23 protein-coding genes and 1 pseudogene are annotated in these 24449 nt (G+C 72.1%); 8 read left to right on the top strand and 16 right to left on the bottom strand.

Features of this window, described 5'->3' with window-relative positions; genetic code table 11:
- Positions 1–13: 13 nt before the first annotated feature.
- From FYX01_RS23535 to FYX01_RS23505, 7 genes are all read right to left on the bottom strand, one after another.
- Complete coding sequence (locus FYX01_RS23535) at positions 14–2101, bottom strand: xanthine dehydrogenase family protein molybdopterin-binding subunit (RefSeq protein ID WP_150245175.1); 2088 nt, start codon at positions 2099–2101, stop codon at positions 14–16.
- On the bottom strand, positions 2098–3090 hold the full coding sequence (locus FYX01_RS23530) for an FAD binding domain-containing protein (protein ID WP_150245172.1): 993 nt from the start codon (positions 3088–3090) through the stop codon (positions 2098–2100). The genes FYX01_RS23535 and FYX01_RS23530 overlap by 4 nt, the downstream gene beginning before the upstream one ends.
- Complete coding sequence (locus FYX01_RS23525; protein ID WP_150245168.1) at positions 3087–3590, bottom strand: 2Fe-2S iron-sulfur cluster-binding protein; 504 nt, start codon at positions 3588–3590, stop codon at positions 3087–3089. Before FYX01_RS23525 ends, FYX01_RS23530 begins: the two co-directional genes overlap by 4 nt.
- Positions 3591–3739: 149 nt before the next feature.
- Positions 3740–4777 (bottom strand): NAD(P)-dependent alcohol dehydrogenase, encoded by a 1038-nt coding sequence (locus tag FYX01_RS23520; RefSeq protein ID WP_150245165.1) that lies wholly within the window; start codon positions 4775–4777, stop codon positions 3740–3742.
- Positions 4778–4945: 168 nt separating this feature from the next.
- Positions 4946–5506 (bottom strand): TIGR03086 family metal-binding protein, encoded by a 561-nt coding sequence (locus FYX01_RS23515; protein ID WP_150245162.1) that lies wholly within the window; start codon positions 5504–5506, stop codon positions 4946–4948.
- Positions 5507–5654: 148 nt separating this feature from the next.
- Positions 5655–7136 (bottom strand): MDR family MFS transporter, encoded by a 1482-nt coding sequence (locus FYX01_RS23510; protein ID WP_223830613.1) that lies wholly within the window; start codon positions 7134–7136, stop codon positions 5655–5657.
- 181 nt (positions 7137–7317) lie between these two features.
- On the bottom strand, positions 7318–7773 hold the full coding sequence (locus tag FYX01_RS23505; protein WP_150245158.1) for a hypothetical protein: 456 nt from the start codon (positions 7771–7773) through the stop codon (positions 7318–7320).
- 191 nt (positions 7774–7964) lie between these two features.
- Between FYX01_RS23505 and FYX01_RS23500 the strand changes: the two genes are divergently transcribed.
- The gene (locus FYX01_RS23500) at positions 7965–8990 is read left to right on the top strand and encodes a phosphotransferase family protein (RefSeq protein WP_150245155.1); all 1026 of its coding nucleotides are present in this window, start codon (positions 7965–7967) and stop codon (positions 8988–8990) included.
- Positions 8991–9184: 194 nt separating this feature from the next.
- On the opposite strand, the gene FYX01_RS23495 is transcribed toward FYX01_RS23500, so the two are convergent.
- Positions 9185–9556 (bottom strand): winged helix-turn-helix transcriptional regulator, encoded by a 372-nt coding sequence (locus tag FYX01_RS23495; protein WP_150245152.1) that lies wholly within the window; start codon positions 9554–9556, stop codon positions 9185–9187.
- An 81-nt stretch (positions 9557–9637) separates the two neighbouring features.
- On the opposite strand from FYX01_RS23495, the gene FYX01_RS23490 reads away from it, so the two are divergent.
- On the top strand, positions 9638–10048 hold the full coding sequence (locus FYX01_RS23490; protein WP_150245149.1) for a RidA family protein: 411 nt from the start codon (positions 9638–9640) through the stop codon (positions 10046–10048).
- A 164-nt stretch (positions 10049–10212) separates the two neighbouring features.
- Here the strand turns inward: FYX01_RS23490 and FYX01_RS23485 are convergent, their stop codons facing one another.
- The 4 genes from FYX01_RS23485 to FYX01_RS23470 form a co-directional block, all read right to left on the bottom strand.
- Positions 10213–11703, bottom strand: a complete 1491-nt coding sequence (locus FYX01_RS23485; RefSeq protein WP_150245146.1) for an aminopeptidase P family protein — start codon at positions 11701–11703, stop codon at positions 10213–10215.
- Between the two features lie 149 nt (positions 11704–11852).
- The gene (locus FYX01_RS23480) at positions 11853–12389 is read right to left on the bottom strand and encodes a GNAT family N-acetyltransferase (RefSeq protein WP_394350504.1); all 537 of its coding nucleotides are present in this window, start codon (positions 12387–12389) and stop codon (positions 11853–11855) included.
- A gap of 150 nt (positions 12390–12539) precedes the next feature.
- Complete coding sequence (locus FYX01_RS23475) at positions 12540–12758, bottom strand: DUF3099 domain-containing protein (protein ID WP_150245143.1); 219 nt, start codon at positions 12756–12758, stop codon at positions 12540–12542.
- 237 nt (positions 12759–12995) lie between these two features.
- A complete protein-coding gene (locus FYX01_RS23470) occupies positions 12996–13925 on the bottom strand; it encodes an oxygenase MpaB family protein (RefSeq protein WP_150245140.1) in 930 nt (309 codons plus the stop codon).
- Positions 13926–14132: 207 nt separating this feature from the next.
- On the opposite strand from FYX01_RS23470, the gene FYX01_RS23465 reads away from it, so the two are divergent.
- A complete protein-coding gene (locus tag FYX01_RS23465; RefSeq protein ID WP_150245137.1) occupies positions 14133–14855 on the top strand; it encodes a nuclear transport factor 2 family protein in 723 nt (240 codons plus the stop codon).
- 59 nt (positions 14856–14914) lie between these two features.
- On the opposite strand, the pseudogene FYX01_RS26895 reads toward FYX01_RS23465, so the two are convergent.
- Positions 14915–15144: pseudogene (locus FYX01_RS26895) on the bottom strand (LuxR C-terminal-related transcriptional regulator); the annotation flags it as partial.
- 183 nt (positions 15145–15327) lie between these two features.
- On the opposite strand from FYX01_RS26895, the gene purB reads away from it, so the two are divergent.
- Together purB and FYX01_RS26890 are read left to right on the top strand one after the other, a co-directional pair.
- A complete protein-coding gene (purB, locus tag FYX01_RS23455; RefSeq protein WP_150245134.1) occupies positions 15328–16758 on the top strand; it encodes an adenylosuccinate lyase in 1431 nt (476 codons plus the stop codon).
- A 199-nt stretch (positions 16759–16957) separates the two neighbouring features.
- Positions 16958–17218 carry a histidine kinase gene (locus FYX01_RS26890; protein ID WP_223830612.1) on the top strand — a complete coding sequence of 87 codons (261 nt, stop codon included), beginning with the start codon at positions 16958–16960 and terminating at the stop codon, positions 17216–17218.
- A gap of 42 nt (positions 17219–17260) precedes the next feature.
- On the opposite strand, the gene FYX01_RS23445 is transcribed toward FYX01_RS26890, so the two are convergent.
- A complete protein-coding gene (locus tag FYX01_RS23445; RefSeq protein WP_150245131.1) occupies positions 17261–18040 on the bottom strand; it encodes an SDR family oxidoreductase in 780 nt (259 codons plus the stop codon).
- 121 nt (positions 18041–18161) lie between these two features.
- Positions 18162–19118, bottom strand: coding sequence for a threonine ammonia-lyase (locus FYX01_RS23440; protein ID WP_150245128.1), 957 nt, complete (start codon positions 19116–19118; stop codon positions 18162–18164).
- Positions 19119–19305: 187 nt separating this feature from the next.
- On the opposite strand from FYX01_RS23440, the gene FYX01_RS23435 reads away from it, so the two are divergent.
- From FYX01_RS23435 to FYX01_RS23425, 3 genes are read left to right on the top strand one after another with little or no spacing between them, the layout of a single operon-like run.
- Positions 19306–19827: a PadR family transcriptional regulator gene (locus FYX01_RS23435; RefSeq protein ID WP_150245124.1), complete on the top strand. Its 522-nt coding sequence runs from the start codon at positions 19306–19308 to the stop codon at positions 19825–19827.
- Complete coding sequence (locus tag FYX01_RS23430) at positions 19824–20540, top strand: ABC transporter ATP-binding protein (protein ID WP_150245121.1); 717 nt, start codon at positions 19824–19826, stop codon at positions 20538–20540. The genes FYX01_RS23435 and FYX01_RS23430 overlap by 4 nt, the downstream gene beginning before the upstream one ends.
- Positions 20537–22849, top strand: coding sequence for an FtsX-like permease family protein (locus tag FYX01_RS23425; RefSeq protein WP_150245118.1), 2313 nt, complete (start codon positions 20537–20539; stop codon positions 22847–22849). Before FYX01_RS23430 ends, FYX01_RS23425 begins: the two co-directional genes overlap by 4 nt.
- Positions 22850–23002: 153 nt before the next feature.
- Here FYX01_RS23425 and FYX01_RS23420 read toward each other — a convergent pair whose 3' ends face one another.
- Positions 23003–24223, bottom strand: a complete 1221-nt coding sequence (locus FYX01_RS23420; protein WP_150245114.1) for a DUF3500 domain-containing protein — start codon at positions 24221–24223, stop codon at positions 23003–23005.
- Positions 24224–24449: the final 226 nt, after the last annotated feature.

Here is a 24449-nt window from a genome sequence, read left to right as displayed (position 1 = left end):
GGCGCCCCGGTCCTCAGCCCAACACCTTGTCCGGTGTGACCGGCAGGTCACGGACCCGCACACCCGTGGCGTGGTGCACGGCGTTGGCCACCGCCGCGGCCGTACCCACGATGCCGATCTCGCCCACGCCCCGCGACCCCATCGGGGTGGCACGCGGATCCTCCCCCTCCAACCAGTCGACCCGAAGATCACCCACGTCGGCGTTGGTGGGGATGTGGTACTCGGCGAAGTCCCCGTTGGCGACATGGCCATGACGCGGATCCCGGAAGCTCTCCTCGTGCAGTGCCATCGACATCCCCATGACCATCCCGCCCAGGAACTGCGAACGCACCATGCGCGGATTGACCACCCGCCCCACCGAGAACATGCCGAACATGCGCGGCACCCGGATCTCACCCGTGTCGGCGTGCACCCGCACCTCGGCGAAGTGCGCCCCGAAGGAGTAGACCGCATACCCCTCGTCGACGGTGTCCTGCGCCGCGCTCGCCTGCGAGCTCGCGCCCGGCGCCGGGGAGTCCCCGTGCTCCGCGCGGAAGGCACGGGCCGCGGTCACGATCGCCGTGCCCCAGGAACTGGTACCGCTGGAGCCGCCCGCGACCGAGGCCGTGGGCAGATCCGTGTCACCGATGCGCAACCGCACCCCCTCCGCGGAGCAGCCCAGGGCGTCCGCCGCGATCTGGGTGAGCGCGGTCCACGCCCCCGTACCGATGTCCACCGCACCGATCCCCACCTCGTAACGACCGTCGTCGCCGTAACGGACACGGGCCACCGAACCCGGATTGAACAGGTGCGGATAGCTCGCCGCGGCCACACCGGTACCGACCATCCAGTTCCCCTCGCGGCGGGACCGGGGAGCGGGATCACGCCCGTACCAGCCAAAGCGCTCAGCGCCCTCACGCAGACACCTGACCAGCTGCCGGTCCGACCACGGGTTACCGCTCTGGGGGTCGGTCCCGGGCTCGTTGCGCACCCGCAACTCCACCGGGTCGAGCCCGCACGCCTGGGCGAGCTCGTCCATGGCCGCCTCCAGCGCGTACATCCCCGGCGCCTCACCCGGGGCACGCATCCAGAAGTTGACGGGCACGTCCAGAGCGGCCGTCCGGTGGGTGGTGCGGCGGTGGGGCGCGGCGTACATCCACCGCGAGCACATCGCGCTCTGTTCGGAGAACTCCTTGACGGTCGAGGTCTGCTCCACCGAGTCGTGGACGAGCACGCCCAACCGCCCGTTCCGGTCGGCGCCCAGGCGCACCCTCTGGATCGTGGGGGTGCGGTAGCCGACCAGGCAGAACATCTGCTGCCGGGTCAGCGCGAACTTGACCGGCCGCCCGGGCAGGGCACGTGCGGCCATCGCGGCCAGGACGTCGTGGGCGTGCGCCTCCCCCTTCGAACCGAAACCACCCCCCACATGGGGCGCGACCACCCTGACCTGATCCAGCTCCAGACCGAACACCGTGGCCACCGACGCGCGGACCACGTGCACACCCTGGGTGGAGTCGTAGAGGGTCAGGCGCTGTGCCCCCTCCTCCCACAGGGCCACGGTGGTGTGCGGCTCCATGGGGTTGTTGTGCTCCGTGGGCGTGCGGTAGGTGTGGTCGACCAGAACCTCGGCGCGCTCCAGCGCCGCCCCCACATCACCCTGCTCGGTGTCGGAGGCGGGCCCGTCCTCGCTCCCGGGCCGGTACAACCCCTCATGGTCACCGGTCAGCACCACATCGTGCGGCGACCTCTCAGAGTCCACCCGCACCAGTCCGGCCGCCTGCCGGGCGACCTCCGGTGTGTCGGCGACGACCGCGGCGACGAACTGGCCGTGGAAGGCCACCTCCTCGGACTGCAGGACGGCGAACTCCCGGTCCTCGGTGTCGGCGAGCCGCTCGGCGTTGGCGGAGGTCAGAACGGCACGCACCCCCTCCAGCGCCTCGGCCCCCGAGGCGTCGACACCGGTGACGCGCCCCCGCGCGAAGGTGGACAGCACCGGATGCAGGTACAGGGGGTCGTCGAACGGATGCTCGTAGGCGTAGGGCGCCCGCCCGGTGACCTTGTCCGCACCCTCCAACCGGGCCAGCGGCCGCCCCACGGCCCGCGGCTGCGACGTCTCGGTCATCGTGCCTCCTCGTCGGTCAACCCGCGCAGGACCAGGGCCAGGGTGTTGACGGCCATGGGGACCTTGAAGGCGTTGTCCGGCCCGGTGTCGGCGTCGGCGAGTTCGACCCGTCCGGCCTCACGGAAGGCCTCCTCGGTCGCCGGTCCCCCGCGCAGCGCCTCCTCGGCCCGGTGGGCACGCCAGGGCGCGTGCGCCAAACCGCCAAAAGCCACCCGCGCGTCCACCACGGTGCCGTCCACGACGTCGAGCGCGGCGGCCACCGACACCAACGCGAAGGCGTAGGAGGCGCGGTTGCGCACTTTGCGGTAGGTCGACCGCAGGGCCAACGGCAGGTGGGGCAGGTCCACGGCGGTGATCAGGTCACCGTGCTCCAGGACGGTGTCGCGCTCGGGCTCCGCACCGGGCAGCCGGTGCAGGCCGGGCAGGTCCACGGTGCGCTCACCGGCGGGGCCGAGCACGTGCGCCCGCGCGCCCAGGGCGGTCATCGCGACCGCCATGTCGGAGGGATGGGTGGCCACACAGTGCTCGGAGGCGCCCAGGACGGCGTTGTAGCGGCCATAACCCTCCACCGCCGAACAACCCGTGCCGGGTTCACGCTTGTTGCAGGGCATGGCACGGTTCTGGAAGTACACACACCGTGTGCGCTGCAGGAGGTTGCCACCGGTGGTGGCCACGTTGCGCAACTGCCCGGAGGCACCTGCCAACAGGGCCTGGGAGAGGACGGGAAAGCGCCTGCGCACCTCCGGATGGGCCGCCAGGTCGCTGTTGGGCACGGCGCCTCCGACGCGGATCCGGCCGTCGGGCAACTCCTCGATCCGGTCGCTGAGCAGGTTGCGCACGTCCACCAGCGTGGTGGGCTCGGTGACACCCAGCTTCATACGGTCGACCAGGTTGGTGCCCCCACCGATGTAGGCGGCCCCGGGATCACCGGCGACCGCGGCGACGGCGGCGGAGGCCTCGGCGGGCCTGCTGTAGTCGAACGGTTTCACCGGGCGGCCTCCCTGATCGCGGCGACGATGTTGACGTAGGCGCCGCAACGGCACAGGTTGCCGCTCATACGCTCGCGGATCTCCTCATCGCTCAGGCGCACCGGCGCGTCCAGGCCCTCGGTGACGTGACTGGGCCAGTCGGCGGCGACCTCCTCCAACATGCCCACCGCCGAACAGACCTGCCCGGGCGTGCAGTAGCCGCACTGGAAACCGTCGTGGTCGACGAAGGCGCGGGCGACGGGGTGCAGCCGTCCCTCCTCGGCGAGCCCGGCGGCGGTGGTGACACGGGCCCCGTCATGGGCGACCGCCAAAGCCAGACAGGACACGACGCGACGCCCCTCCAACAGGACCGTGCACGCTCCGCACTGGCCGTGGTCACAGCCCTTCTTGGGCGAGGTCACCCCCAACCGGTCACGCAACGCGTCCAGCAGGGTGGTACGGGTGTCGACGGTCAGATCGTGTCTCCCACCGTCGACATACAGAGTGATCGTGGCCTCCAACGGCGGTGCCCTCCCTCGTGTGCGGTCAATGTCCTCAGTCCCCTCCACGCACCGCGTCGAAGACTCGTCACAGTCTGTGACACCTTCGGGGCGGCCGGAAGCCGACACGGCGCGACCCCCGGCACCGGCACGGCGCGGGCGCTCCCGGTTCAGCCCGGGGCGGGCTCCAGAACCGCCCGCGCCCCCGGCAGCCGCCCGTGGTCGAGATCGTCGAAGGCCGCGGGGGCGGCCTCCAGCGAATAGGTCCGCGTGCGCTGGCGAACCCTGCCCCGGGCGGCCAGGCGCATGAGCTCGTCCAGGTCGTTGTAGCTGCCCACCAGGTTGCCCACCACGGAGATCTCACGAGAGATGACGTCGATGGTCGCGATGTCGAGCGCACCGCCGTAACCGATGACGAAGTAGCTCCCGGCGTCGCGGGTCATGGCCACGCCCTCCTTCTCGGTGCCGCCCTCACCGACGAAGTCGAGCACCACCTGCGCGCCCCTGCCACCGGTGATGTCGGCGACCGCATCGACCTGGGTGCCGTCGGCCGACACCGTGTGCTCGGCACCGAGGTCCGCGGCCACACGCAGCGCCTCCTCCGAACGGTCCACGACGGTCAGCTCGGCGGGGCTGAGCGCGGTGAGCACCTGGATCCCGAGGTGGCCCAGGCCCCCGGCTCCGACCAGCACCGCGTGCGCCCCCGGGTGGAGCAGCGGGACCGCCCTGCGCACGGCGTGGTAGGCGGTGAGCCCGGCGTCGGCCAGCGCGGCCACGTCCACGGGCGCCAGCCCCTCGGGGAGCTTGACGCAGGAACGGGCGTTGGTGAGCAGCAGTTCGGCCATCCCGCCGTCGGCGTCGACACCGGGAAAGGAGGAGTTCTCGCAGTGGACGTCATCGCCCGCACGGCAGGGACGGCACAGCCCGCACGTGACCAGCGGGTGCAGGATCACCTTGTCCCCGACCAGGACGTTGGTGACGGCCGAGCCGATCTCGACCACGGTCCCCGCGTTCTCGTGTCCCAGGACGTAGGGCAGGGCGACCCCGCTCTTCTCGGCCCACTGGCCCTCGACGATGTGCAGGTCGGTCCGGCACACCCCCGCGGCGTTGACCTGCACCAGGACGTCCAACGGTCCCCTGACCCGCGGATCGGGGACCTCGTCGACGGAAGGGCCCTCACCGTACTCGTGTACCCGTACCGCGCGCATGCTGCCCCCTGGGTCTCCCGGCTCCGAGAGCCGGACGGAAAAGCGTCTCCTCCCAGGCGCACTGACCGAGGGCCGCACCGCCCAAACCTGCCGCCCCTCCCGGCTTCGGGGTGCGTGCCCCGCGCCGCCGGGCCGCACCGCCCAGCCTCCGCACCGAACCCGTCGTGCTCAGGGCGTCCTGCCGGTGAGGGCGATGAGCCGGTCCTGGACACCTGCCTCGGGGCCCACCTCCACAGGCGCCTCGAACATCGGTCCCGGGCCGAACCCCTGACCGCTCGCCCAGGTGTGGACCTCCTTGGCCAGGTCCGGGTCCAGGGTCTCGTCCACGCCCAGGGCACGGGCCAGGTCCCAGGCGTGCACCGTCAGGTCGAAGGTCATCTGCCACAGGTAGAGCTCGGCCGGCGCGTCACCGAAGGACAGGTGCACCGTGCTCTCCAGGGAGGACGGCGCCAACCAGGCCGCACGGGCCTCACGGGCGGCGACCTCCCAGGTGGTGATGGGCTCCTCCCCCAGGTTGTCCCCCTCGAAGCGGTCACCGACCTCCTCCACACGCGCGCCGCCCAGCAGGGTCGGCACCCACAGCTGCTCGGTGGTCAGGTGGTTGACCAGGTCGTGCACGTCCCAGTCGGCGCAGGGCGTGGGCAGCGCCCAGTCCGTCAACCTGACCTCACGCACCCGTCGGTCGAACTCCCCCATCGCGGTGCCGTGCAGGTCGATCAGTCGTGCCATGAGTCTCTCCCGGGCGGGTATCGGTTCTGCGCCGACCTCCTACCCGGCACCGCGACGGTCCGAACCCGGCCCGCCCCGAAGACGGAGGAAGCCGGACACGGAGGAGACGCCCCTCCGTGTCCGGCCCCCGGCACACCCTTCGGCGCCCCTAGCGAACGGCCGGGGCGCCCTCCGGAACGCCCGGCCCCACCCGACGCACGAAGAACGTCAGGACGAAGGCCACGACCGAGACCACCGCGCCGAGCAGGAAGGCGGCGTGAACGCCGCCCGCCTGGGCCCCGACCTCCGTGAACCCGTCGGTGAGCAGGCCCGCCGAGGTAGCGGACATGACCGCCACGAACGTCGCCGTGCCGGCCGCGCCGGCGACCTGCTGCACGGTGCCGACCACGGCGCTGCCATGCGAGTACAGCTCGGGCCGAAGCGACCCCAGGGCACCGGTGAGCAGCGGCGTGAACATGAGGCCCAGTCCCCCGCTGAGCAGGACGTGGGCGGTGACGATCAGGCCGACCGGAGTGTGGGCGTCGAAGAGGGTCATGCCCCACAGCACCAGCGACACCACCGCCGCACCCGGGATGACCAGGGGGCGCGGACCGACACGGTCGTAGAGACGCCCCACCACGGGAGCGAGCAGACCCATCGCCAGACCGCCCGGCAGCAGGGTCAGACCGGTGACGAGCGTGTCGTGGCCCAGAACGTTCTGCATGTAGACCGGCAGCAGGATGAGGGTGCCGAACAAGGCCATGAAACTGATCATGACCAGGCCGATGGAGACGGAGAACTGCGTCGAGCGGAACACACGCAGATCAAGCAGGGCCCGGTCCTCACGCTGTAGACGCAACTGACGCCACACGAACAGCACCAGCGACACGGCCCCCACCCCGATCGCCGCGGCGGGCGGGACCACGGCGGTGGCCTCCCCCTCACCCAGACCCGAGAAGCCGTAGACGAGCCCGCCGAACGCCAGCGCCGACACCGGCAGCGAGAGCAGGTCGATGCTGGCGGCACGCGGTTCGGTGAGGTTGCGGATGAAGAGCGCGCCCATGACCAGGCCCAGGAGGGCGATGGGCAGGACGAGCCCGAACATCCACCGCCAGTCGAGCACGCTGAGGATGAGACCCGCCATCGTCGGGCCGACCGCGGGCGCCACGGACATGACGATGGAGATGTTGCCCATGGTGCGGCCACGGCGGTCCTGCGGCACGAGGTTCAGCACGGTCGTCATGAGCAGCGGCATCATGATGGCCGTTCCCGTCGCCTGGACCACCCGGCCCACGAGCAGGAAGCCGAACCCGGGCGCGAGGAAGCACAGCAGCGTGCCCAGGCTGAACAGAGTCATCGCCGCGATGAACACCCGACGCACGTGGAAACGCTGGAGCAGGTACCCCGTCGCGGGGATCACCACGGCCATCACGAGCATGAAGGCCGAGGTCAGCCACTGCCCGGTGGCGACGGAGACACCCAGGTCCCGGGTCAGGGCGGGCAGGGCCACACCCATGATCGTCTCGTTCAGGATCACGACGAACGCCGACATCAGGAGCAGCGGGATGACGAAGCGGTTGGCGCGCGCGTCGCCGCCGCGCTGTTGGACCGAACCGCCGTCGGCCTCGGGGGAACTGGGCTGCCCTGTCACAGGTGTCCTCTGGTCGTGATGGTCGATCGGATGTGGCCGGGGGTTCCTACGAACCTCCCCAAAGCCATCCCAACGCCTCAGACCGTCCGCCCGTTCCCCGAACGGTGGTGTTCTTGACCATAGTCACGCGAGCCCTCCCGAACGCGGCGAAACAGCCCGCGGACTCCGTCGCCGTACCGCCTCAGTCCTCAGCGGAGGCGTCCGCGGACACACCCCGGCAGGCGGCCCCGGCGAGCGCGACCACGCAGGCGTCCTCCAGGACACCGCCGATCCACCCAGGACGCCCGGTACCGTTCCAGTACCGGCGCCACCCCACACCCGCGGCGGCACCCACCGGGGAGGCCCCGGCCGCGATCACGGCCCCCAGAGCGGCCGGCGCGCCAAGGGAGCGGGCCAGCAGGGCCCCGCCGGTACCCGCGCTGGCGACCCTGGCCGCCAGGCTCGGCCAGGCGAGGCGACTGGGAATGCCCGGGACCTTGTCCCCGGAGAACTCCCCCAGGACGACCAGCGCCATGGACACACGCTTGCCCGGCCCGGAGACGGCCCACAACGGTGCGCTCCCGAGTGTGCCGCGCGACCCCGCGGCGAGGCCGAGCATCACCGTGCGGACCATGGCCGATCCCGAGAACGCACCCATGTCCTCCCCCTCCTCTGCCGTGGCCGCCGTCCGCGGCCCCTCCCCATCCCGGCTATCCCGATCGGCCCCCGCGAAACCTCACGACGACACGACCCCGGACGCGCGGCCCCGCAGGCCGGACGGGCCCCGAAAACCGGATCCAGGACGGACGGGATCTATCTCCGATGTTCCGGCCCGCCTAAATTAGGAACATGACGCCCTCGTCCCCCACCGGACTGCCCCCCGACGACGCCACCCTGGACGCACTCGTGCGCGCCGCGTTCGGCGAGGACGCCCGTGTACGCGAACAGGCGGTGCTCACCGGAGGCACCTACAACACCGTGCGCCGCCTCCTCCTGCACGACGGCCGCCGCTCGGTACTCAAACTGGCTCCCCCTCCCGACCGCCCCCGGCTCACCTACGAGCACGGCATCATGGGCACCGAGGCGATGGCCTACGAGCGGGTCCGCCCCGTGGCCGGTCCGCTCGTGCCCGAGGTCCTGCACGCGGGCACGGTGCCCGGAGACCCGCGCCGCGAGTACCTGTTCCTCAGCCACCTGCCCGGAACACCCCTGAACGACGTCCGGTCCGGCCTGGCCCCGCGGCGGCTGGCCCCGGTCCGCCGCGAACTGGGACGGGCCGTGGCGGCCCTGCACACCGTCACCGGACACGGGTTCGGCTACCCGGCGCAGGCGGGACCGCGGGCACACACCTGGCCCGAGGCGTTCGGCGCGATGGTGGAGGCGGTGGTGGCCGACGCCTCCCGGTTCGCCGTCGAGCTGCCCGGCGGCGGGGCACGGGTCCTACGGCTGGTGTCGGCCAACCTCGTCCACCTGGCCGCGGTGCGCACCCCGGTGCTCACGCACTTCGACCTGTGGGACGGCAACGTCCTGGTCGCCGGCCGCGACGGGGCGGGCTCCCCCGGCCTCTCGGGGATCATCGACGCCGAGCGCGCCTTCTGGGGCGACCCGGCGGCCGAACTGGTGTCCCTGGCGCTCTTCGGCGACATCCGCGAGGACACCGCGTTCCTGGAGGGCTACCGCGAGGCGGGCGGCCGTGTCGACTTCACACCGGAACTACTGCGCAGACTCACCCTGTACCGGGTCTACCTGTACCTGATCATGTTCACCGAGCCCACGCCGCGCGGCCACGACCGCGACACCGCCGCCCGGACCCGCGCTTTCGTCGGACCGCTCCTGGAGGACGACCTGGCCCGGCTCGCCACCCCGCTGGCCTGAGCCGGGGCCAGGGCGTTCGGTACCCGCCGGTGCTGGTGGAACGTGTCCCCTGCTTCGCGAAACGACGGCGCGTGCGGCGGTGTCCGTTCTGAGGGATGTCGCCGTCACGCGACCAGAGTGATTCGGTAGAGCAACACCTTTACGACGTAGATTCATGGCAGGCCACGCGGGGAGCCGAAGGGGAAGGACTCCCGTCACGCCTCGTCATCGAACCGTTCGCGTGCGCGCTGCACGCTGGGCAGGTTGACGGTGGACCAGCGCAGGAGCGCGTCGACCAGATCCTGGAGGGTCTTTCCCAGCGGCGTGATGCGGTACTCGACGGCGAGGGGCCGCGAGCTCGCGATGACGCGTTCGACCATCCCGTTGCGTTCGAGGCGCCGCAGCGCCGCCGTAAGCGACTTCTGTGTCACAAGGGGGATCGCGCGGCGTAGCGCGTTGAAGCGCAGGGGCTGCTCGCACAACTGGTCGAGCACCTGAAGCGACCATTTGTCGAGCACCTGGTCGAGCAGCTCGCGGTGCGCCCCGGTGATCTGGCCGTCGGACGCGAGGTGGCCGGTTTCCTGCATGACACCTGGTTTCGTTGAAGTTCCCTACGTATACCAAGTAGACCTTAGATACCTACCGATGGACAAACGAGGGGACCTCCCATGACCGTGCGACTGTTCACCCCCGAGGGCATGATGCAGCCCGTGCCCTACCACCATGTCGCGATCGGCACGGGCACCCGCCAGGTGCACGTGGCCGGCCAGATCGCGCGCGACGCCGAGGCGAACCCCGTCGCGCCGGGCGACCTCACCGGCCAGGTCGCGCAGGCCCTGCGCAACGCCGCGCTCGGGCTGACCGGCGCCGGAGCGAGCTTCGCCGATGTCGTGCGCCTCAGGTTCTTCGTCACGCGCTGGAGCCCCGAGAAGATGGACGACTTCATGGCGGGCGTCGAGCGTGTCGCCGACGAGCTCGGGATGCCGCGGCCGTGGCCGCCCGTGTCACTCATCGGCGTCGACTACCTGTTCGAGCCCGACGTGCTCGTCGAGGTCGAGGCGTTCGCCGTCCTCGACTGACGGAAGAGGCGACACGGCCCCGCGCTCCGGTGAACGCGGGGCCGTCGGAGCCAGTCGCGCCCGCTGCGGGCCGGGCCCGGTGCGGGTTCTCATCCCTGACAGGTGAGGGGCCGCCCCACCGGAGCGGTGGGGCGCGGCCCCTCGCACGCGTCGCGGGGATGAGCCTAGCGCGGCAGGCGCTCGGCCAGCCAGGCCTCCACCTCGGCGGAGGAGCGCGGCAGACCGGCCGACATGACCGTGCGGCCCTCCTCGGTGACCAGGACGTCGTCCTCGATCCGCACGCCGACGCCGCGCAGCTCCTCGGGAACGGTCAGGTCGTCGGGCTGGAAGTACAGGCCCGGCTCGACGGTGAGCGCCATGCCCGGCTTCAGGTCGCCGTACAGGTGCACCTCCTGGCGGGAGACCGCGCAGTCGTGCACGTCCATACCGAGCATGTGCCCGGTGCCGTGCAGGGTGTAGCGGCGCTGCAGGCCCAGTTCCAGGACGCGCTCGACCGGCCCCTCCAGCAGGCCCCACTCGACGAGGCCCTCGGCCAGCACCCGCTGGGACGCCTCGTGGAAGGCCGTGAACGGCTTCCCCGGGGCGACGGCGGCGATCCCGGCCTCCTGGGCGGCGTACACCAGGTCGTAGACCCGGCGCTGGACGTCGGTGAAGGTGCCCGACACCGGCATGGTGCGGGTGACGTCGGCGGTGTACAGGGTGGTGGTCTCCACACCCGCGTCCAGCAGCAGCAGGTCGCCCTCGCGCACCGGGCCGTCGTTGCGGGTCCAGTGCAGGGTGGTGGCGTTGGAACCGGAGGCGGCGATGGTGCCGTAGCCGACGTCGTTGCCCTCCACACGGGCGCGCAGGAAGAACGTGCCCTCGATGTAGCGCTCGGAGGTGTCCTTGGCCTGCGGCAGCGCCTTCACGACGTCGTTGAAGCCGCGCACGGTGGCGTCCACGGCCAGCTGGAGCTGGGCGACCTCCCACTCGTCCTTGACCAGGCGGTGGTCGGCCAGGGTGACGGAGAGGTCCTCGTCGAGCTGGGCGGACTTGGCCCGGGACTCCTCGTCGGGGTCGGCGCGCAGCTCGTCGACCAGGGCGTCGAGCGCGGCGTCGTGGCCGCGCACGATACGGGTGGTGGCCTCACCGGAGCGCAGCGCGCCGGCCAGGGTGGTCACGTCGGCGGTGGCCACGCCGAGCAGGTCGGCTGCCTCGGAGAGGCTGTTGCGGCGGCCGGTCCACAGCTCGCCGTAGCCGCCCAGCCAGAACTCGCCGTTGTCGCGGTTGGAGCGGGGCTTGAGGTACAGGACCACGTCGTGGCCGCCCCCGGCGCCGGGTGTGAACACCAGGCAGCCGCCGTCGGAGGTGTCACCGGTGAGGTAGGCGTAGTCGGTGGCGGCGCGGAAGGGGTACTCGGTGTCGTTGGAGCGGGTGATCAGCTGTCCCGCCGGAACCACGAGCCGGTCCCCGGGGAAGGCCGCGCTGATCGCGGCGCGGCGGCGGGCGGTGTGCTCCGCCTGCTCGACGGGCTCCAGGTCGCGCAGTTCGGTGTCGGCCCACCCGGTGCTCATCCACGCGGCGAGCTCGTCGGAGACCGACTGCGCCTGCCCGTTCTTGCGTGGACTGAACACGGGGGCGTTCGTCTCGTCCCGGGGGCGCTGCTGCTCGCTCACGTCGTGCTCTCCTCGTCGCATTTATCGGAGTGACCGCTGGTGACGGCCGTCGCCGCCCATCGTACGGGGGAGCGCGAACACCCGGCCGCCCCGTGGGCATAGCGGTCCCCATAACAACGTCGCACGAGTTCCCGTTGCGCCCCCGGTGCTCAGGCCAGGTCGCGGGCGAAGGGGATGGCGGACCGGTAGGGCAGCTCGTCGATGTCGGCCGGGTCGACCGGCCGGTAGCCGATCCGCTCGTAGAAGGCGACCGCCTCGGGCTGGGAGGGACCGGTGAACAGCAGGACCCCCGTGTAACCGAGGTCGCGGGCGGCCTCCTCCAGAGCGGTCATCACCCTGCGCGCCAGGCCGCGGCGGCGGTGCCGGTTCGAGGTCCAGATGCGCTTGAACTCGGCGGTGCCGGCCATCGCGGCGCGGTCCTTCTTGTAGGGGCGCACGGCCCCTCCGGCGACGACCTCCCCGTCCTCCTCGGCCAGCACGATGCGGCCGTGCGGGGCGGCGAACTCGGTCACCGGGTAGCGCGCCATCTCGTTGGCCGCGCCCTCGGCGCCGTAGCGCTCGGTGTACTCCTCCCGCAGCCCCGCGAGCAGCCCCGCCACCCGGGGATCGTCGTGGTGCACGCACAGCATGCGGACACCGTCGGTCCGCCCGTCCGTCCCGGTTCCCCCGGTACTGGTGTGTGTCACCGCGTCTCCCCCGCCGTGCGCCGCTCCGGGCTCCCGTCGCCACGGCGGCGCACGGTGCCCGATCCCGCCGGAATACTACGCGCGGGCGCGCCGGAGGCACCATGCGGGACTGCCCGCCCACGGCCCCGCGCGCCTTCCGGCCGCACGCGCTCAGTCGGCGTTGGGCCCGTACCTGGTGTCGTGGTCCCCTGGGTCGTCGGGGTCGGCGAGGTTGCCCAGGGTCACGGCGACGGGCGGCAGGAAGGCCGCCACCGCGCACATGGCCACCGCCCATCCGGTGCCGAACAGGTAGTACACGGGCAGCGCACCGGCGAACAGGGCCAGGCACACTCCCATGACGAGGCCGTACTGGCGTACCCGGCGCTTCATCGGCGAAGCCCCCCTCAGCAGCGGGAACTCCCCACGCTATCCGGAGCACGCCCCGCGTGCCCGGCAGCGACCGCTCCCCGCCTGGTGGACTGGTCGAAAGCGCCGTGGGTGTGAACCAGGAGGTTCCCCTGCGTTGATCTTGCTCCCAGCGTCACCGTGGAGCGCCGGCAGTGCCACTGGGAGCAAGATCACCGTGGTCGGGCATGTCCCGACGAACCCCTGCGGTCACCGCACTGGTCAGGCCTCGGCCGGAGCGCGGGGACGCGGTACGGACGGCGCGCGGAAGAGGGTGCGGGCGCGCAGGGCCCGGAACCCGTTCCCGATCTCGTATCCGGCCTCCAGCAGGCGCTGCCTGGCCTCGTCGGCGCTGCGCACGGTGGCCTCGTCGAAGACGAGGTTGTAGTAGCGCTCGGGAACCCGGTTCAGGGCGGTGCGCAGGGCCCGCAGCGACGCGGTGGCCGCGGCCTCCCCGCCGGGCACCTCGGGCAGGATCCCGTAGGCACTGCGCGCCCACGCGGGCAGGGTCGCGTAGGACAGGGCTCCGACCGGGAACCAGAGCGGCCTGAGCGGGGCCAGCCAGGACAGGTGTTCGGGCACCTTGGGCCACAGCAGGAACCGCACCGCCTGGCGTGCCTCGGGGGTGGCGCGCAGGACGGGCCGGACCGAGGCGAGGTAGCGGCGCATGTCGGCGAGGCCGCGCGGCACGTCCTCGCGTGACAGGCCCACGTAGGTGGCGGTGTGCGACTGCTCGTCGATGTACCGGTCCACCTCCCGGCCGGTCAGCGCGACCCCCGAGCGGTGGGCGGTCTCCAGATAGGAGGAGACCTCCGCGCAGTGCACCCACACCAGCAGGTCGTGCTGGTCCACCCGGTGGCGGCGCCCTGTGGAGGGGTCGGTGAAGGACAGGGCGCGGTGCACCCGGCGGATGCGCTCGCCGAGCTCGTCGGCCTCGACGGGACTGCCGTAGGTGGTGACGGCCACGAAGTGGGCGGTGCGCAGCAGGCGGCCGGTGGGGTCGGAGCGGAAGTCCGAACGCTGCCACACCCCCTGCATGGCCACCGGGTGCAGTGCCTGGAGCATCAGGGCCCGCACACCCGCCACCCACATCGACCGGTCCAGGTGGATCTTCCAGGTGACGCTCTCGGGGGCGGCGACGGTCGGCTGCATCCGGTCTCCTCCGGGCTGCGAGGGGGTTCGCACCGTGTGTCGGGCTCTGGTCCCACGATACGTCCGGTGCCGCCGGGGCCCCGGGCGGGTCCACGACGAGTCCGATCCATGACCGGGGCTTGAGCGAATCGAGGAACACGGCAGGCGCAGTCTGGGTAGTGGGACCGCCCTCACCGGAGAGGGTCCCGGCGAGGAAGGAGCAAGACCATGTCCGCACCAACGCAGCCCCGCGCGCACTTCGACGTCGACCGCTACACCCGGGCCGTGGAGGCCTCCGACGCCGACTCCATGATCGCCCAGTACGACGACGCCGCCGAGATGGAGATGTTCGACCGGCGCACCCCGCCCGGCTCGCCCATGGTCCTGCACGGCAGGGACGAGATCGGAGCGGCCCTGAGGGACCTCTCCTCGCGCGAGATGACCCACGAGGTGCTCCAGTGCGTGGCGAGCCCCGAGCACGCCGCCTACACCGAACGGTGCACCTATCCCGACGGCAACCAGGTCATGAGCATGACCATGCTGGACCTGCGGGACGGGCGCATCGCGCACCAGTCCATGGTGCAGGCCTGGGACGAGGAGTCCGGGAACACCTTCCAGGTGGCCGAGTTCGATGAGCCCGAGCAGAGCCAGGAGTTCGAGAGGGGACGTGTCGACGTCGTGCGGGTCGGCGGCCAGGGCGTCGCGCGGCTGAGCTTCCAGCCCGGTTGGCGCTGGTCCGAGCACGTGCGGCCCATCGAGGGGACCGAGACGTGCACGAAGACCCACTGCGCCCACATCGTGTCGGGCACCCTGCGCTGCCGGATGGACGACGGCACCGAGCGCGACCTCCGTGCCGGGCAGGTCGCGTTCGTCCCGCCCGGGCACGACGCCTGGGTCGTGGGCGATGAGCCCGTCGTCCTGGTCGACTGGTGCGCGCCCAACGCCGGGTGAGCGCCGCCACCGGAGTGGGCCCGTCCCTGCCGTCCGAGGGCGCGGGCCCGGTCCGCGGTTCAGGCCGGACGGCCTCGGAGGTGGGCCAGGAGCGCAGGGACTCGGCGGTGCACGTCCTCGTCCGGCGGCAGGTCGACTCGGCCGGGATGTTGCCCACGTGCTCGCCGACGGCGGCGCCGCTGACCACGGGTCGGCGGGCGGTCGCCCCGTTGGAGTGCCCCTCGGCCATCAGGGCGAGCACCTCGTGCTCGCGCGGGGTCCGGCGCGCGGGCGGGTCGGCGCGACGGCGCCCCGGGGCCCGTGAACGCGTCGAACGTGGTCATGCGCCCAACGTTAGGCAGACCGGGAGGCGAGGAGAACCGGTTCCGCCCCACGGTCGGGGGTGGGGCCGGGCCCACCGGCGGGGGGCGGGTCGCCGAAGGCGCGGGCCGGGGCACGGACGTAGCAGCTCAGGGCGATAGGGTCGGACGACGTGAGCGCGAAACCTCTGATCCCCGATGTCCTGGCTGCCCGCTACGCGTCCGCGGAGCTGGCCCGGCTGTGGTCCCCCGAGTGCAAGGTGGTCGCCGAGCGGCGGCTGTGGCTGGCCGTGCTGCGCGCCCAGGCGCGTCTGGGCGTGGACGTGCCCGCCGGTGTGGTCGAGGACTACGAGAAGGTCCTGGAGCAGGTGGACCTGGCCTCCATCGCCGAGCGCGAGCGGGTCACCCGGCACGACGTGAAGGCCCGTATCGAGGAGTTCAACGCCCTCGCCGGCCACGAGCACGTCCACAAGGGCATGACCTCGCGTGACCTGACCGAGAACGTCGAGCAGCTGCAGGTGCGCGACAGCCTTCTGCTGGCGCGCGACCGCGTGGTGGCGCTGCTGGCCCGGCTGGGAGGGTTGTCGGCCCAGTACGGCGAGACGGTGATGGCGGGCCGGTCCCACAACGTGGCGGCCCAGGCCACGACGCTGGGCAAGCGGTTCGCGTCGATCGCCGACGAGGTGCTGGTCGCCCACGGGCGGCTGGAGGAGCTGATCGCCCGTTACCCGCTGCGCGGGATCAAGGGCCCGGTGGGCACCGCGCAGGACATGCTGGATCTGCTGGGCGGGGACCGCGAGGCGCTGACCTCGCTGGAGAACGAGGTGGCCGCGTACCTGGGCTTCGAGCGGCGGTTCACGAGTGTGGGCCAGGTGTACCCGCGCTCACTGGACTACGAGGTGCTGACCGCGCTGGTGCAGCTGGCCGCCGGTCCCTCGTCCCTGGCGAAGACCATCCGGCTGATGGCCGGACAGGAGCTGGTCACCGAGGGGTTCGCCGAGGGCCAGGTGGGTTCCTCGGCGATGCCGCACAAGATGAACACACGTTCCTGCGAGCGGGTCAACGGGCTGACCGTGATCCTGCGCGGGTACGCGTCCATGGCCGGTGAGCTGGCGGGCGACCAGTGGAACGAGGGCGACGTGTCCTGCTCGGTGGTGCGCCGGGTGGCGCTGCCGGACGCGTTCTTCGCCTTCGACGGCCTGGTCGAGACGATGCTGACGGTACTGGACGAGTTCGGGGCCTTCCCCGCGGTGGTCTCCGCCGAACTCGACCGCTACCTGCCGTTCCTGGCCACGACCAAGATGCTGATGGCCGCCGTGCGCGCCGGTGTGGGCCGCGAGACCGCCCACGAGCTCATCAAGGAGCACGCCGTGGGTTCGGCCCTGGCGATGCGCCAGGAGGGTGCGGGCAACCAGTTGCTGGACCGTCTGGCGCGGGACGAGCGCTTCCCCCTGGACCGCGCGGAGCTGGACGCGCTGCTGGCCGACCGGATCACCTTCACCGGTGCCGCCGCCGACCAGGTGGCGGCCGTGGTGGCCCGGATCGAGGAGATCACGGCCGCGCGCCCGGAGGCGGCCGCCTACTCCCCCGGTTCGATCCTGTAGCGGTTCCCGCCCGCCGGCCTCGGGCCCGGGAGGTGCTCCGGCACCTTCCCGGGCCCTTCGTCGTGCTCGTCCGCCATGCGCGCCGTGGTGTCACGGCACATATGGCGCAGTTCACTCACGCGCACACTGGGTTCGGAAGTTAACGCCTATTACGGTTGCCGTGTCGGCATGCCCACGACGACCCCCTTCGGAGAGCCCAGTGACCGATCCGTCCTCCTTCGGCACCGCGCTGTGGACCGTGCTGATCGTTTCCGCGATCATCGTCACCTTCGGCCTGGCCGTCCTGTCCGACATGGCCATGCGCCGCCGCGAGGACCGCGCCGCCCGGACCACCCGGGCCGGCGAGCACCGGCGGGACTCCGTACGCCGGCAGGAGCCCGCCCACCAGCGGGACTCCGCCCGCTGGCAGGTTTCCCCCGAGTCCGGGAACGGACGCAACGGCAGCGCGCCCCACGCCTGAGGTCCCACCCGGTGACGGCGTGCCGCTTCTTCCCGCCAGCCGTCAGGCGGAGACGCCCCCGTCGCTCATCAGCAGCTGGCCGTTGACCCACCGGCCCCGGACCGAGCAGAGGAAGTCCACCAGGTCCGCGGTGTCGTCCGGAGTGCCCAGGCGCCCCAGCGGAGTGCGGCCGGCGCACTCGGCCCTGGTCCGCTCCGACATCCAGCCGGTGTCGACGGGACCCGGGTTGACGGCGTTGGCGGTCACTCCCAGGTGGGCGAGTTCCCGGGCGGCGGAGAGCACGATGCGGTCCAGGGCGCCCTTGCTCGCGCCGTAGGGCAGGTTGCCGACGGTGTGGTCGCTGGTGAGGGCGATGATCCGCCCGGTTCCGTGCTCGCCCCGAAAGCGCAGTCCGAACTCGCGGACCAGCTGCCATGTGGCGCGGGCGTTGACGGCGAAGTGCCGGTCGAAGCTCTCCACGGTGGTATCCAGCAGCCCGGAGTCGACCGACTCGCAGTGGCACATGACCAGCGCGCTCACACCGCCCAGTCGTTCCTCGACGGTGTCGAAGACGCGGGCGGGGGCGTGGGGATCCTCCAGGTCGGCCTCGACGGCGACGGCGCGGGCGCCGTGCTCGGCCAGGGAGGCGAGCACGGCGTCGGCCGCGCCGGGTTCGACGCCCCAGTCCATGCGCGCGTCGTAGGGCGTCCAGTAGGTGAAGGCCGTGTCCCAGCCCGACGCCGCCAGCCGGCGGGCGACGGCGGAGCCGATACCGACGGTGCGGCCCACGCCCGTGACCAGGGCGAGCGGGCGGACGGAAGGAGGATTCCGGACATGGGTCATGGGCTCCATTGTTCTGTGGCCGCAGCGGTCGGGGCCACCGGTTTTCCGTGGCCCGGCCCTCCCGGCACTCCCGGAGCCGGTGGTCACCGGTATGCGTCAGAGCGTGAGGGCTGGTCGCCGATCACGCCACCAGGCGGGCGAACACCTCCGGGTCCACGTTCCCTCCCGAGACGACCGCGACCGTCTCCTCCGAACGGCCGGGGACCGTGGCCACGCGTCCCGTGAGGATGGCGGCCGCGGCCAGGGCACCGCTGGGTTCGGTCACCAGGCGCGATCCGTGGGCGAGAACGGCGACGGCGTGGGCGATCTCCTCCTCGGTCACGGTGACGATGTCGTCCAGGCGGGCGCTGAGGTGGGCGAAGGTGCGCTCGGACAGGCAGACGCGCACACCGTCGGCCATGGTGCGGCCGGTGCGCTCGGGCGTCCAGGTGACGAGGCTCCCGATGCGCAGGCTCTCGGCGGCGTCGGCGGCCAGCTCGGGCTCCACGCCCACGACGCGGACGTGGTGGGGTCGGACGGTCCGGGCGGCGGTGGCCACACCCGAGGCCAGGCCTCCGCCGCCCACGGGCACGACGATGGTCGTCACCTCGGGGGACTGCTCCAGGATCTCCAGGCCCACGGTGCCCTGACCCGCGATGACGCGGGGATCGTCGAAGGGCGGGACCAGGGCGAGCATCTCGCTCTCCTGGAGTCCGCGGGCGGTGGTCTCGCGCTGGTCGGGCGGCACCGTGACGACGCGGGCGCCGAAGGCGCGTATGCGGTCGACCTTGACCTTGGGAGAGCCCTCGGGGACGACGACGGTGCAGGGCACCCCGTGCCGGGCCGCCGCGTAGGCGAGTGCCTGGCCGTGGTTGCCCGAGGAGTGGGTCACCACGCCGGTCCTGCGCTGGGCGGGGTCGAGCAGGGCGACGGCGTTGGTGGCGCCGCGGAGCTTGAAGGCCCCGGTGGGCTGGAGGCTCTCCGGCTTCAGGAGGAAGGGCGGTCCGTCCGACGGCCCCACCGTCAGAGGAGTGCGCACGATCTGCCCCTGCAGGCGGGTCTGCGCGGCGCGGACGTCGTCCGCGGTGATCAGTTCCATGCGGCGTGTATGCCCGGTCCGGGCCCCGTCACTCACCCCGGATATCCAAGGCCCCCACCAGTGGTGGCGTCGACCGGCCGAACCTTCGCGCCGCCGGGGCGCACCGGCGGGGACACGGGGCACTCTTCAGCCATCGACCCGCACCCTCTATACACCTCATGTATACATATTGTGTATAGTCACCGTCATGTCTATCGGTAACACGTTGCTCGGTCTGCTCGAATCGGGCCCCCGCCACGGCTACGACCTCAAGCGCCTCTTCGACGAACGGTTCGGACACGACCGCCCGCTGCACTACGGCCAGGTCTACTCCACGATGTCGCGCCTGCTGAGGAACGGCCTCGTCGAGGTGGACGGCGTGGAGGCGGGAAGCGGTCCCGAGCGCAAGCGCTACGCCATCACCGACGCCGGTATCACCGATGTCGGCCGCTGGCTCGCCACGCCGGAGAAGCCCGAGCCGTACCTGCAGAACACCCTCTACGCCAAGGTCGTGCTGGCGCTGCTCACCGGCCGTGACGCCGCCGGCCTGCTGGACGTCCAGCGGAACGAGCACCTGCGCCTGATGCGCGAGCTCACCCGCCGCAAGACGGAGGGCGACCTCGCCGACCGCCTCGTCTGCGACCACGCCCTGTTCCACCTGGAGGCCGACATCCGGTGGCTGGAACTGGCCACCGACCGCCTCGACCGGCTCGCCGGGGAGGTCGCATGAGCGGCACCACCGCAGCCGGAAACACGGGAGCCCTGCTCACCGCCACCAGGCTTCGCAAGTACTTCGGTTCGACCGCCGCGCTGAACGGAGCGGGGTTCACCATCGACTCCGGCGAGGTCGTCGCCGTCATGGGACCGTCCGGATCCGGCAAGTCCACACTGCTGCACTGCCTGGCGGGCATCCTCGAACCCGACGGTGGAACGGTGCACTACGACGGCCGCGAGCTGTCGGCCCTGTCCGACGCCGAACGCAGCAGGCTCAGGCGCGGCGACTTCGGCTTCGTCTTCCAGTTCGGCCAGCTCGTCCCGGAGCTGACCTGTGTCGAGAACGTCGCGCTGTCCCTGCGCCTGACCGGTGTGGGGCGCGGGAAGGCGGAGTCCTCCGCCATGGAGTGGATGGCCCGCCTGGAAGTGGACGACGTCCGCGACAAGCGCCCCGGCCAGGTGTCCGGCGGACAGAGGCAGCGGGTGGCCGTCGCGCGGGCGCTGGTGGCGGGCCCGCGTCTGGTCTTCGCCGACGAGCCCACCGGCGCACTGGACTCGCTCAACGGAGAGCGCGTCATGGAACTGCTCACGGGCGCCGCACGCGACACCGGGGCCGCGGTCGTCCTGGTCACCCACGACGTACGGGTCGCGGCCTACTCGGACCGCGAGGTCGTCGTCCGCGACGGCCAGGCCCTCGACGCCGCCACCGGAATCGGAGGTGCGCCGTGATCGGCCGGTGGTACCGCGATCTGGCCATGGGAGCCAGGTTCACCCTGAACGGCGGGTGGGCGGGCTGGACGGGAACACTGCTCACGGCACTGGGTGTGGGCCTGGGGGTGATGGTGCTCCTGCTGGCGTCCGCGGCGCCCTCGGTGCGCGCCGCGGCCCAGGACCGGATGGAGGCGCGGGCACCGGCGTATCTGGAGGAGGGGGCGCGGGCCGCCGAGGACACGGTTCTCGCGAACCCGGAGATCGTCGAGTACCGGGGCGACATGTTCACGGGCATACTGCTCGAACCGCTCGGGAACCCGCGCGCGGACGTCCACCCGCCGGGGATCGACCGGCTGCCGAAGGCGGGCGAACTCTACGTCTCCCCGGCCCTGCGCGCCCTCCTGGGCTCCCCGGAGGGCGCCCTGCTCGCCGAACGGTTCGACGGCGCCTCGGTCGCCGGCGTGATCGGCACCGAAGGCCTGCGGGGTCCGCAGGAGCTCTACTTCTACCTGGGCACGGACGCCCTCTCCCAGGACCCGGACCGGTACGCCGTCTCCGGCTTCGGCGCGGACCGGCCGGCCAGCGGCATGACCGCGATGCTCGTACTGCTCGTCGTCGTCATCATCGTGGTGCTGCTGCTGCCGATCGCCGCCTTCGTCCTCACCGCGATGCGTTTCGGCGCCGAGAGCCGCGACCAGCGTCTGGCCGCGCTGCGGCTGGTGGGCGCCGACAGGGCGATGACGCGGAGGATCGCCGCGGGCGAGTCCCTCGTCGGCGCGGTCCTGGGCCTGGTTCTCGGCACCGGGTTCTTCCTGGTGGCCCGGACGTTCGCCGACGACGTGCGGCTCCCGGGCTCGGGCGTACTGCCCGCGGACCTCACACCGGTGCCGCTGCTCGCCGCCCTCATCGTGGTGCTCGTTCCGGCCAGCGCCGTCCTGGTGACGCTCTTCGCGCTGCGCAAGGTCGAGGTCAGCCCGCTGGGCGTCTTCCGGGAGGGCGCCGACCGCGGTCGGCGACTGTGGTGGCGCGTGGTGATCCTGGCCGTCGGCTGCGCCGTCCTGTTCGTGCCCGGGCAGGGGACGAACTCCGAGGGCGCGGAATGGGCCGTCGCCGTCGGCGTGGCAGTGGCCCTGACGGGGTTCGCCCTGCTGCTGCCGTGGGTCGTCGAGGCCGTGGTGGGCCGTCTGCGCGGTGGTCCGCTGTCGTGGCAGATGGCCACGCGGCGCCTGCAGTTGAACAGCGGGATCGCGGCCCGTACCGTCAGCGGCGTCACCGTCGCCGTGGCCGGGGCGATCGCGCTCCAGATGCTGTTCTCCGCGATGAACGACCAGGTCCCCTCCGCCGGCGACCCGGACCCGGAACGGGTACGGATGCTCGCCTCGGCCATGGTGGAGACCGGCGCCGAGGGCACGGAGTTCGCCCACGGCATCGACGGCGCCAGGGGTGTGGAGTCCTCCTTCCCCTTCCTCGTGGCCCACCTTCCCCTGGCGGACGTCCCGCCCCGCGCCGACGGGCCGCAGGAGACGCGGGCGGTCGTCGTCGCCGACTGCGCCGCCCTGGACAGGCTGATCACGTTCTCCTCCTGCTCTGATGGTGACGCCTTCGTCGCGGGTGACAGGGCCGCCGTGCGTCCGGGGGACCGGCTGGACCTCGACAACGCCCGTACGGGCGATCCCACCGCCGAGCCCCGCCCCTGGACCGTTCCGCCGGTGCGTGAGGCCCAGGTCGCGGACGCCCTGGCCGGGCAGCTCCCCCAGGGCCTGTTCCTCACCCCGTCGGCCTTTCCCGCCGAGGAGCTGGAGAGCCTCGAGTCCACGGTGCTCATCACCCTCGACGGGAGCGCCCCGGACGCCGCCGAACACGTGCGCAACCACGTCGGTGTCGACAGCCCCGCGATCTACCTGCGCGCCCTGGATCAAGTGAGCGGCAACAGCGCGCTGGCGGACATCGGCGACGCGCTCCGGGCCGGTGCCGTCCTGACGATGCTGGTGATCGGGGCGAGCATGGTCATCTCCACGGTCGAGCAGCTGCGGGAGCGCAGGCGACAGCTCTCGGTGCTGATCGCCTTCGGGACCGGCCGTTCCACGCTCGCCGCGTCGGTGCTGTGGCAGACCGCGGTCCCGGTGGTGCTCGGACTGGTGATCGCCGTCGCCGGCGGGGTCGGACTCGGCCTCCTCCTGCTGCGGCTGGCCGGCCTCCCGGTCACCGACTGGTGGGGCTTCGTCCCGCTCGTGGGCGCCGGATTCGGCGTGATCGCGCTGGTGACGCTGGCGAGCCTGCCGTACCTGTGGCGGATGACGAGCCCTGAGGGACTGCGTACCGAGTGACTCCGGCGACGGCGGCCGCCGGGTGCGTCCCGACGCGGTGCCGGGCCGGGCGGCCGCCGGAGGGGCCGCCCGGCCCGGTACTCGGCGGCGGGGACGCGGACACCGGCCCGCGGCCCCGCGGGCCCCGTGCTCCGAAGCGGCCCCGTGGCTGTCTCACTCCCAGCCGTAGTCGGCCGTCTGGTCGCGGAACACGGTGTGCTGGTGGACCTGGTCGGTCTCCACGCCGGGCTGGTTGGAGTACTCGATCCACGCGGAGGGCCCGTCGAGACGGATGTAGGTCTCGACGTCGTCGGGCTCGGTGGAGCCGCTCCAGCTCAGGTAGGTCTGGTCGTACTCGGAGACGTACTTGTCGACCAACGCCTCGGCCGCCTCCTCGTCCAGGTCACCGGCCCAGGCGCGCAGCATCTCCGTCACCTTGTCCTGCTGCTCCTGGTCGAGGTCGCTCACCAGGATCCCCTCCTCCTCCGGGAAGGGGGCGTCCTCACCCGGGCCCAGCACGAGGTCGTCTTCCTCGTTCTCGATCTCGGCCCGGGCCAGCTGCTCCTCGCTCAGAGAGGCGACGGCCTCCAGAGCACCGGACCGCTTGCCCGCCAGGGGAGCGTACGACTCGCCCTCGTACTCGAACTCCGTGGGCTCGGTCCCGGTCAGGGTGGGCGACAGGCTCACGTCGTCGCCCTCGTAGGTGATGTTGTACGCCGCGTGGTGGCCGCCGTACTGCACCATGAACTGCTCGGTCTCGCTCGGCTCGCCGAAGAACGCGATGTAGTACAGGTCCTCGCCGAAGGAGAGGTCGCCGCCACCCGGTCCCCCACCGCCCTCGGGCGGCCGTCCCCCGTCGGGCGCCTGCCCGTCCGGTGCCTGTCCCCCGGAGGCGCTCCCGGACGTGTCGTCCTGGTCGGCGTCCAGGTAGGCGTCGGCGGTACGGATGTCGAGCAGTTCCTGGTAGCCCTCCTCGCTGAGGGCCGTCTCCATGACCGCCAGGGCGGCCTCCTCCTGCTCCTCGTTCAGGTCCGCGAGCGAGATCCCGTTGCGCTCCACGAAGGTGACCGGGAAGTTCGACCACCCCGTCGCCTTGGCCTCGTCGTCGAAGTCGTACACGACGGCCCGGCGCTGCTCATCCGACAACGTGTCCAGGAACGCGTCGGCCGCTGCCACGACCTCGGCGGTGTTCGCACCGCCGGCGCTCGTGCTCACCGCGGTCCCGGTGGCGGAGGTCGTCTCCGCCCCGGTGGCGGCGCAACCGGTCAGTGCCAGGCCGACCCCCAGGGCCAGGGCGACGGCACCGTGCCGTCCGAACCGTGCCAGGCGCGCACGGGCTCCGAGCCGTGCGGCCGGTGCGTCGGGCGTGGTGGTGCTCTTCCCGTCGGTGGACATCGGACTCCTCGTCCTCGATCAGCTTCCGAGATCCGATCATGGGACTTCGAGGTAAGCGCATGGTTGGAGGACGGTCTTGATCGGTTGAGAAGCCCCACCGCCGGTCCTCCGCCCCGCGGCTCGGGGCCGCAGGACTCTCCCTTCGGGGAATCCGGATACCTCGGACTCCGCGCGAGGGACCGGACCGACCTCCGCGCGCAGACGCCGGTGGCGGCCCGGAATCCTC

Origin of the sequence: Nocardiopsis quinghaiensis (assembly GCF_008638365.1) — a bacterium.
GTDB lineage: Bacteria > Actinomycetota > Actinomycetes > Streptosporangiales > Streptosporangiaceae > Nocardiopsis > Nocardiopsis quinghaiensis.
Note: the sequence above shows the minus strand (reverse complement) of the source record. Positions and strands in the feature narration are given on the sequence as shown.

Coding starts and splice junctions, on each gene's coding strand:
- FYX01_RS23535 (WP_150245175.1), bottom strand. CDS start 2,101: ATGACCGAGACGTCGCAGCCGCGGGCCGTGGGGCGGCCGCTGGCCCGG.
- FYX01_RS23520 (WP_150245165.1), bottom strand. CDS start 4,777: ATGCGCGCGGTACGGGTACACGAGTACGGTGAGGGCCCTTCCGTCGAC.
- FYX01_RS23515 (WP_150245162.1), bottom strand. CDS start 5,506: ATGGCACGACTGATCGACCTGCACGGCACCGCGATGGGGGAGTTCGAC.
- FYX01_RS23505 (WP_150245158.1), bottom strand. CDS start 7,773: ATGGGTGCGTTCTCGGGATCGGCCATGGTCCGCACGGTGATGCTCGGC.
- FYX01_RS23500 (WP_150245155.1), top strand. CDS start 7,965: ATGACGCCCTCGTCCCCCACCGGACTGCCCCCCGACGACGCCACCCTG.
- FYX01_RS23495 (WP_150245152.1), bottom strand. CDS start 9,556: ATGCAGGAAACCGGCCACCTCGCGTCCGACGGCCAGATCACCGGGGCG.
- FYX01_RS23490 (WP_150245149.1), top strand. CDS start 9,638: ATGACCGTGCGACTGTTCACCCCCGAGGGCATGATGCAGCCCGTGCCC.
- FYX01_RS23475 (WP_150245143.1), bottom strand. CDS start 12,758: ATGAAGCGCCGGGTACGCCAGTACGGCCTCGTCATGGGAGTGTGCCTG.
- FYX01_RS23470 (WP_150245140.1), bottom strand. CDS start 13,925: ATGCAGCCGACCGTCGCCGCCCCCGAGAGCGTCACCTGGAAGATCCAC.
- FYX01_RS23465 (WP_150245137.1), top strand. CDS start 14,133: ATGTCCGCACCAACGCAGCCCCGCGCGCACTTCGACGTCGACCGCTAC.
- FYX01_RS23445 (WP_150245131.1), bottom strand. CDS start 18,040: ATGACCCATGTCCGGAATCCTCCTTCCGTCCGCCCGCTCGCCCTGGTC.
- FYX01_RS23440 (WP_150245128.1), bottom strand. CDS start 19,118: ATGGAACTGATCACCGCGGACGACGTCCGCGCCGCGCAGACCCGCCTG.
- FYX01_RS23435 (WP_150245124.1), top strand. CDS start 19,306: ATGTCTATCGGTAACACGTTGCTCGGTCTGCTCGAATCGGGCCCCCGC.
- FYX01_RS23430 (WP_150245121.1), top strand. CDS start 19,824: ATGAGCGGCACCACCGCAGCCGGAAACACGGGAGCCCTGCTCACCGCC.
- FYX01_RS23420 (WP_150245114.1), bottom strand. CDS start 24,223: ATGTCCACCGACGGGAAGAGCACCACCACGCCCGACGCACCGGCCGCA.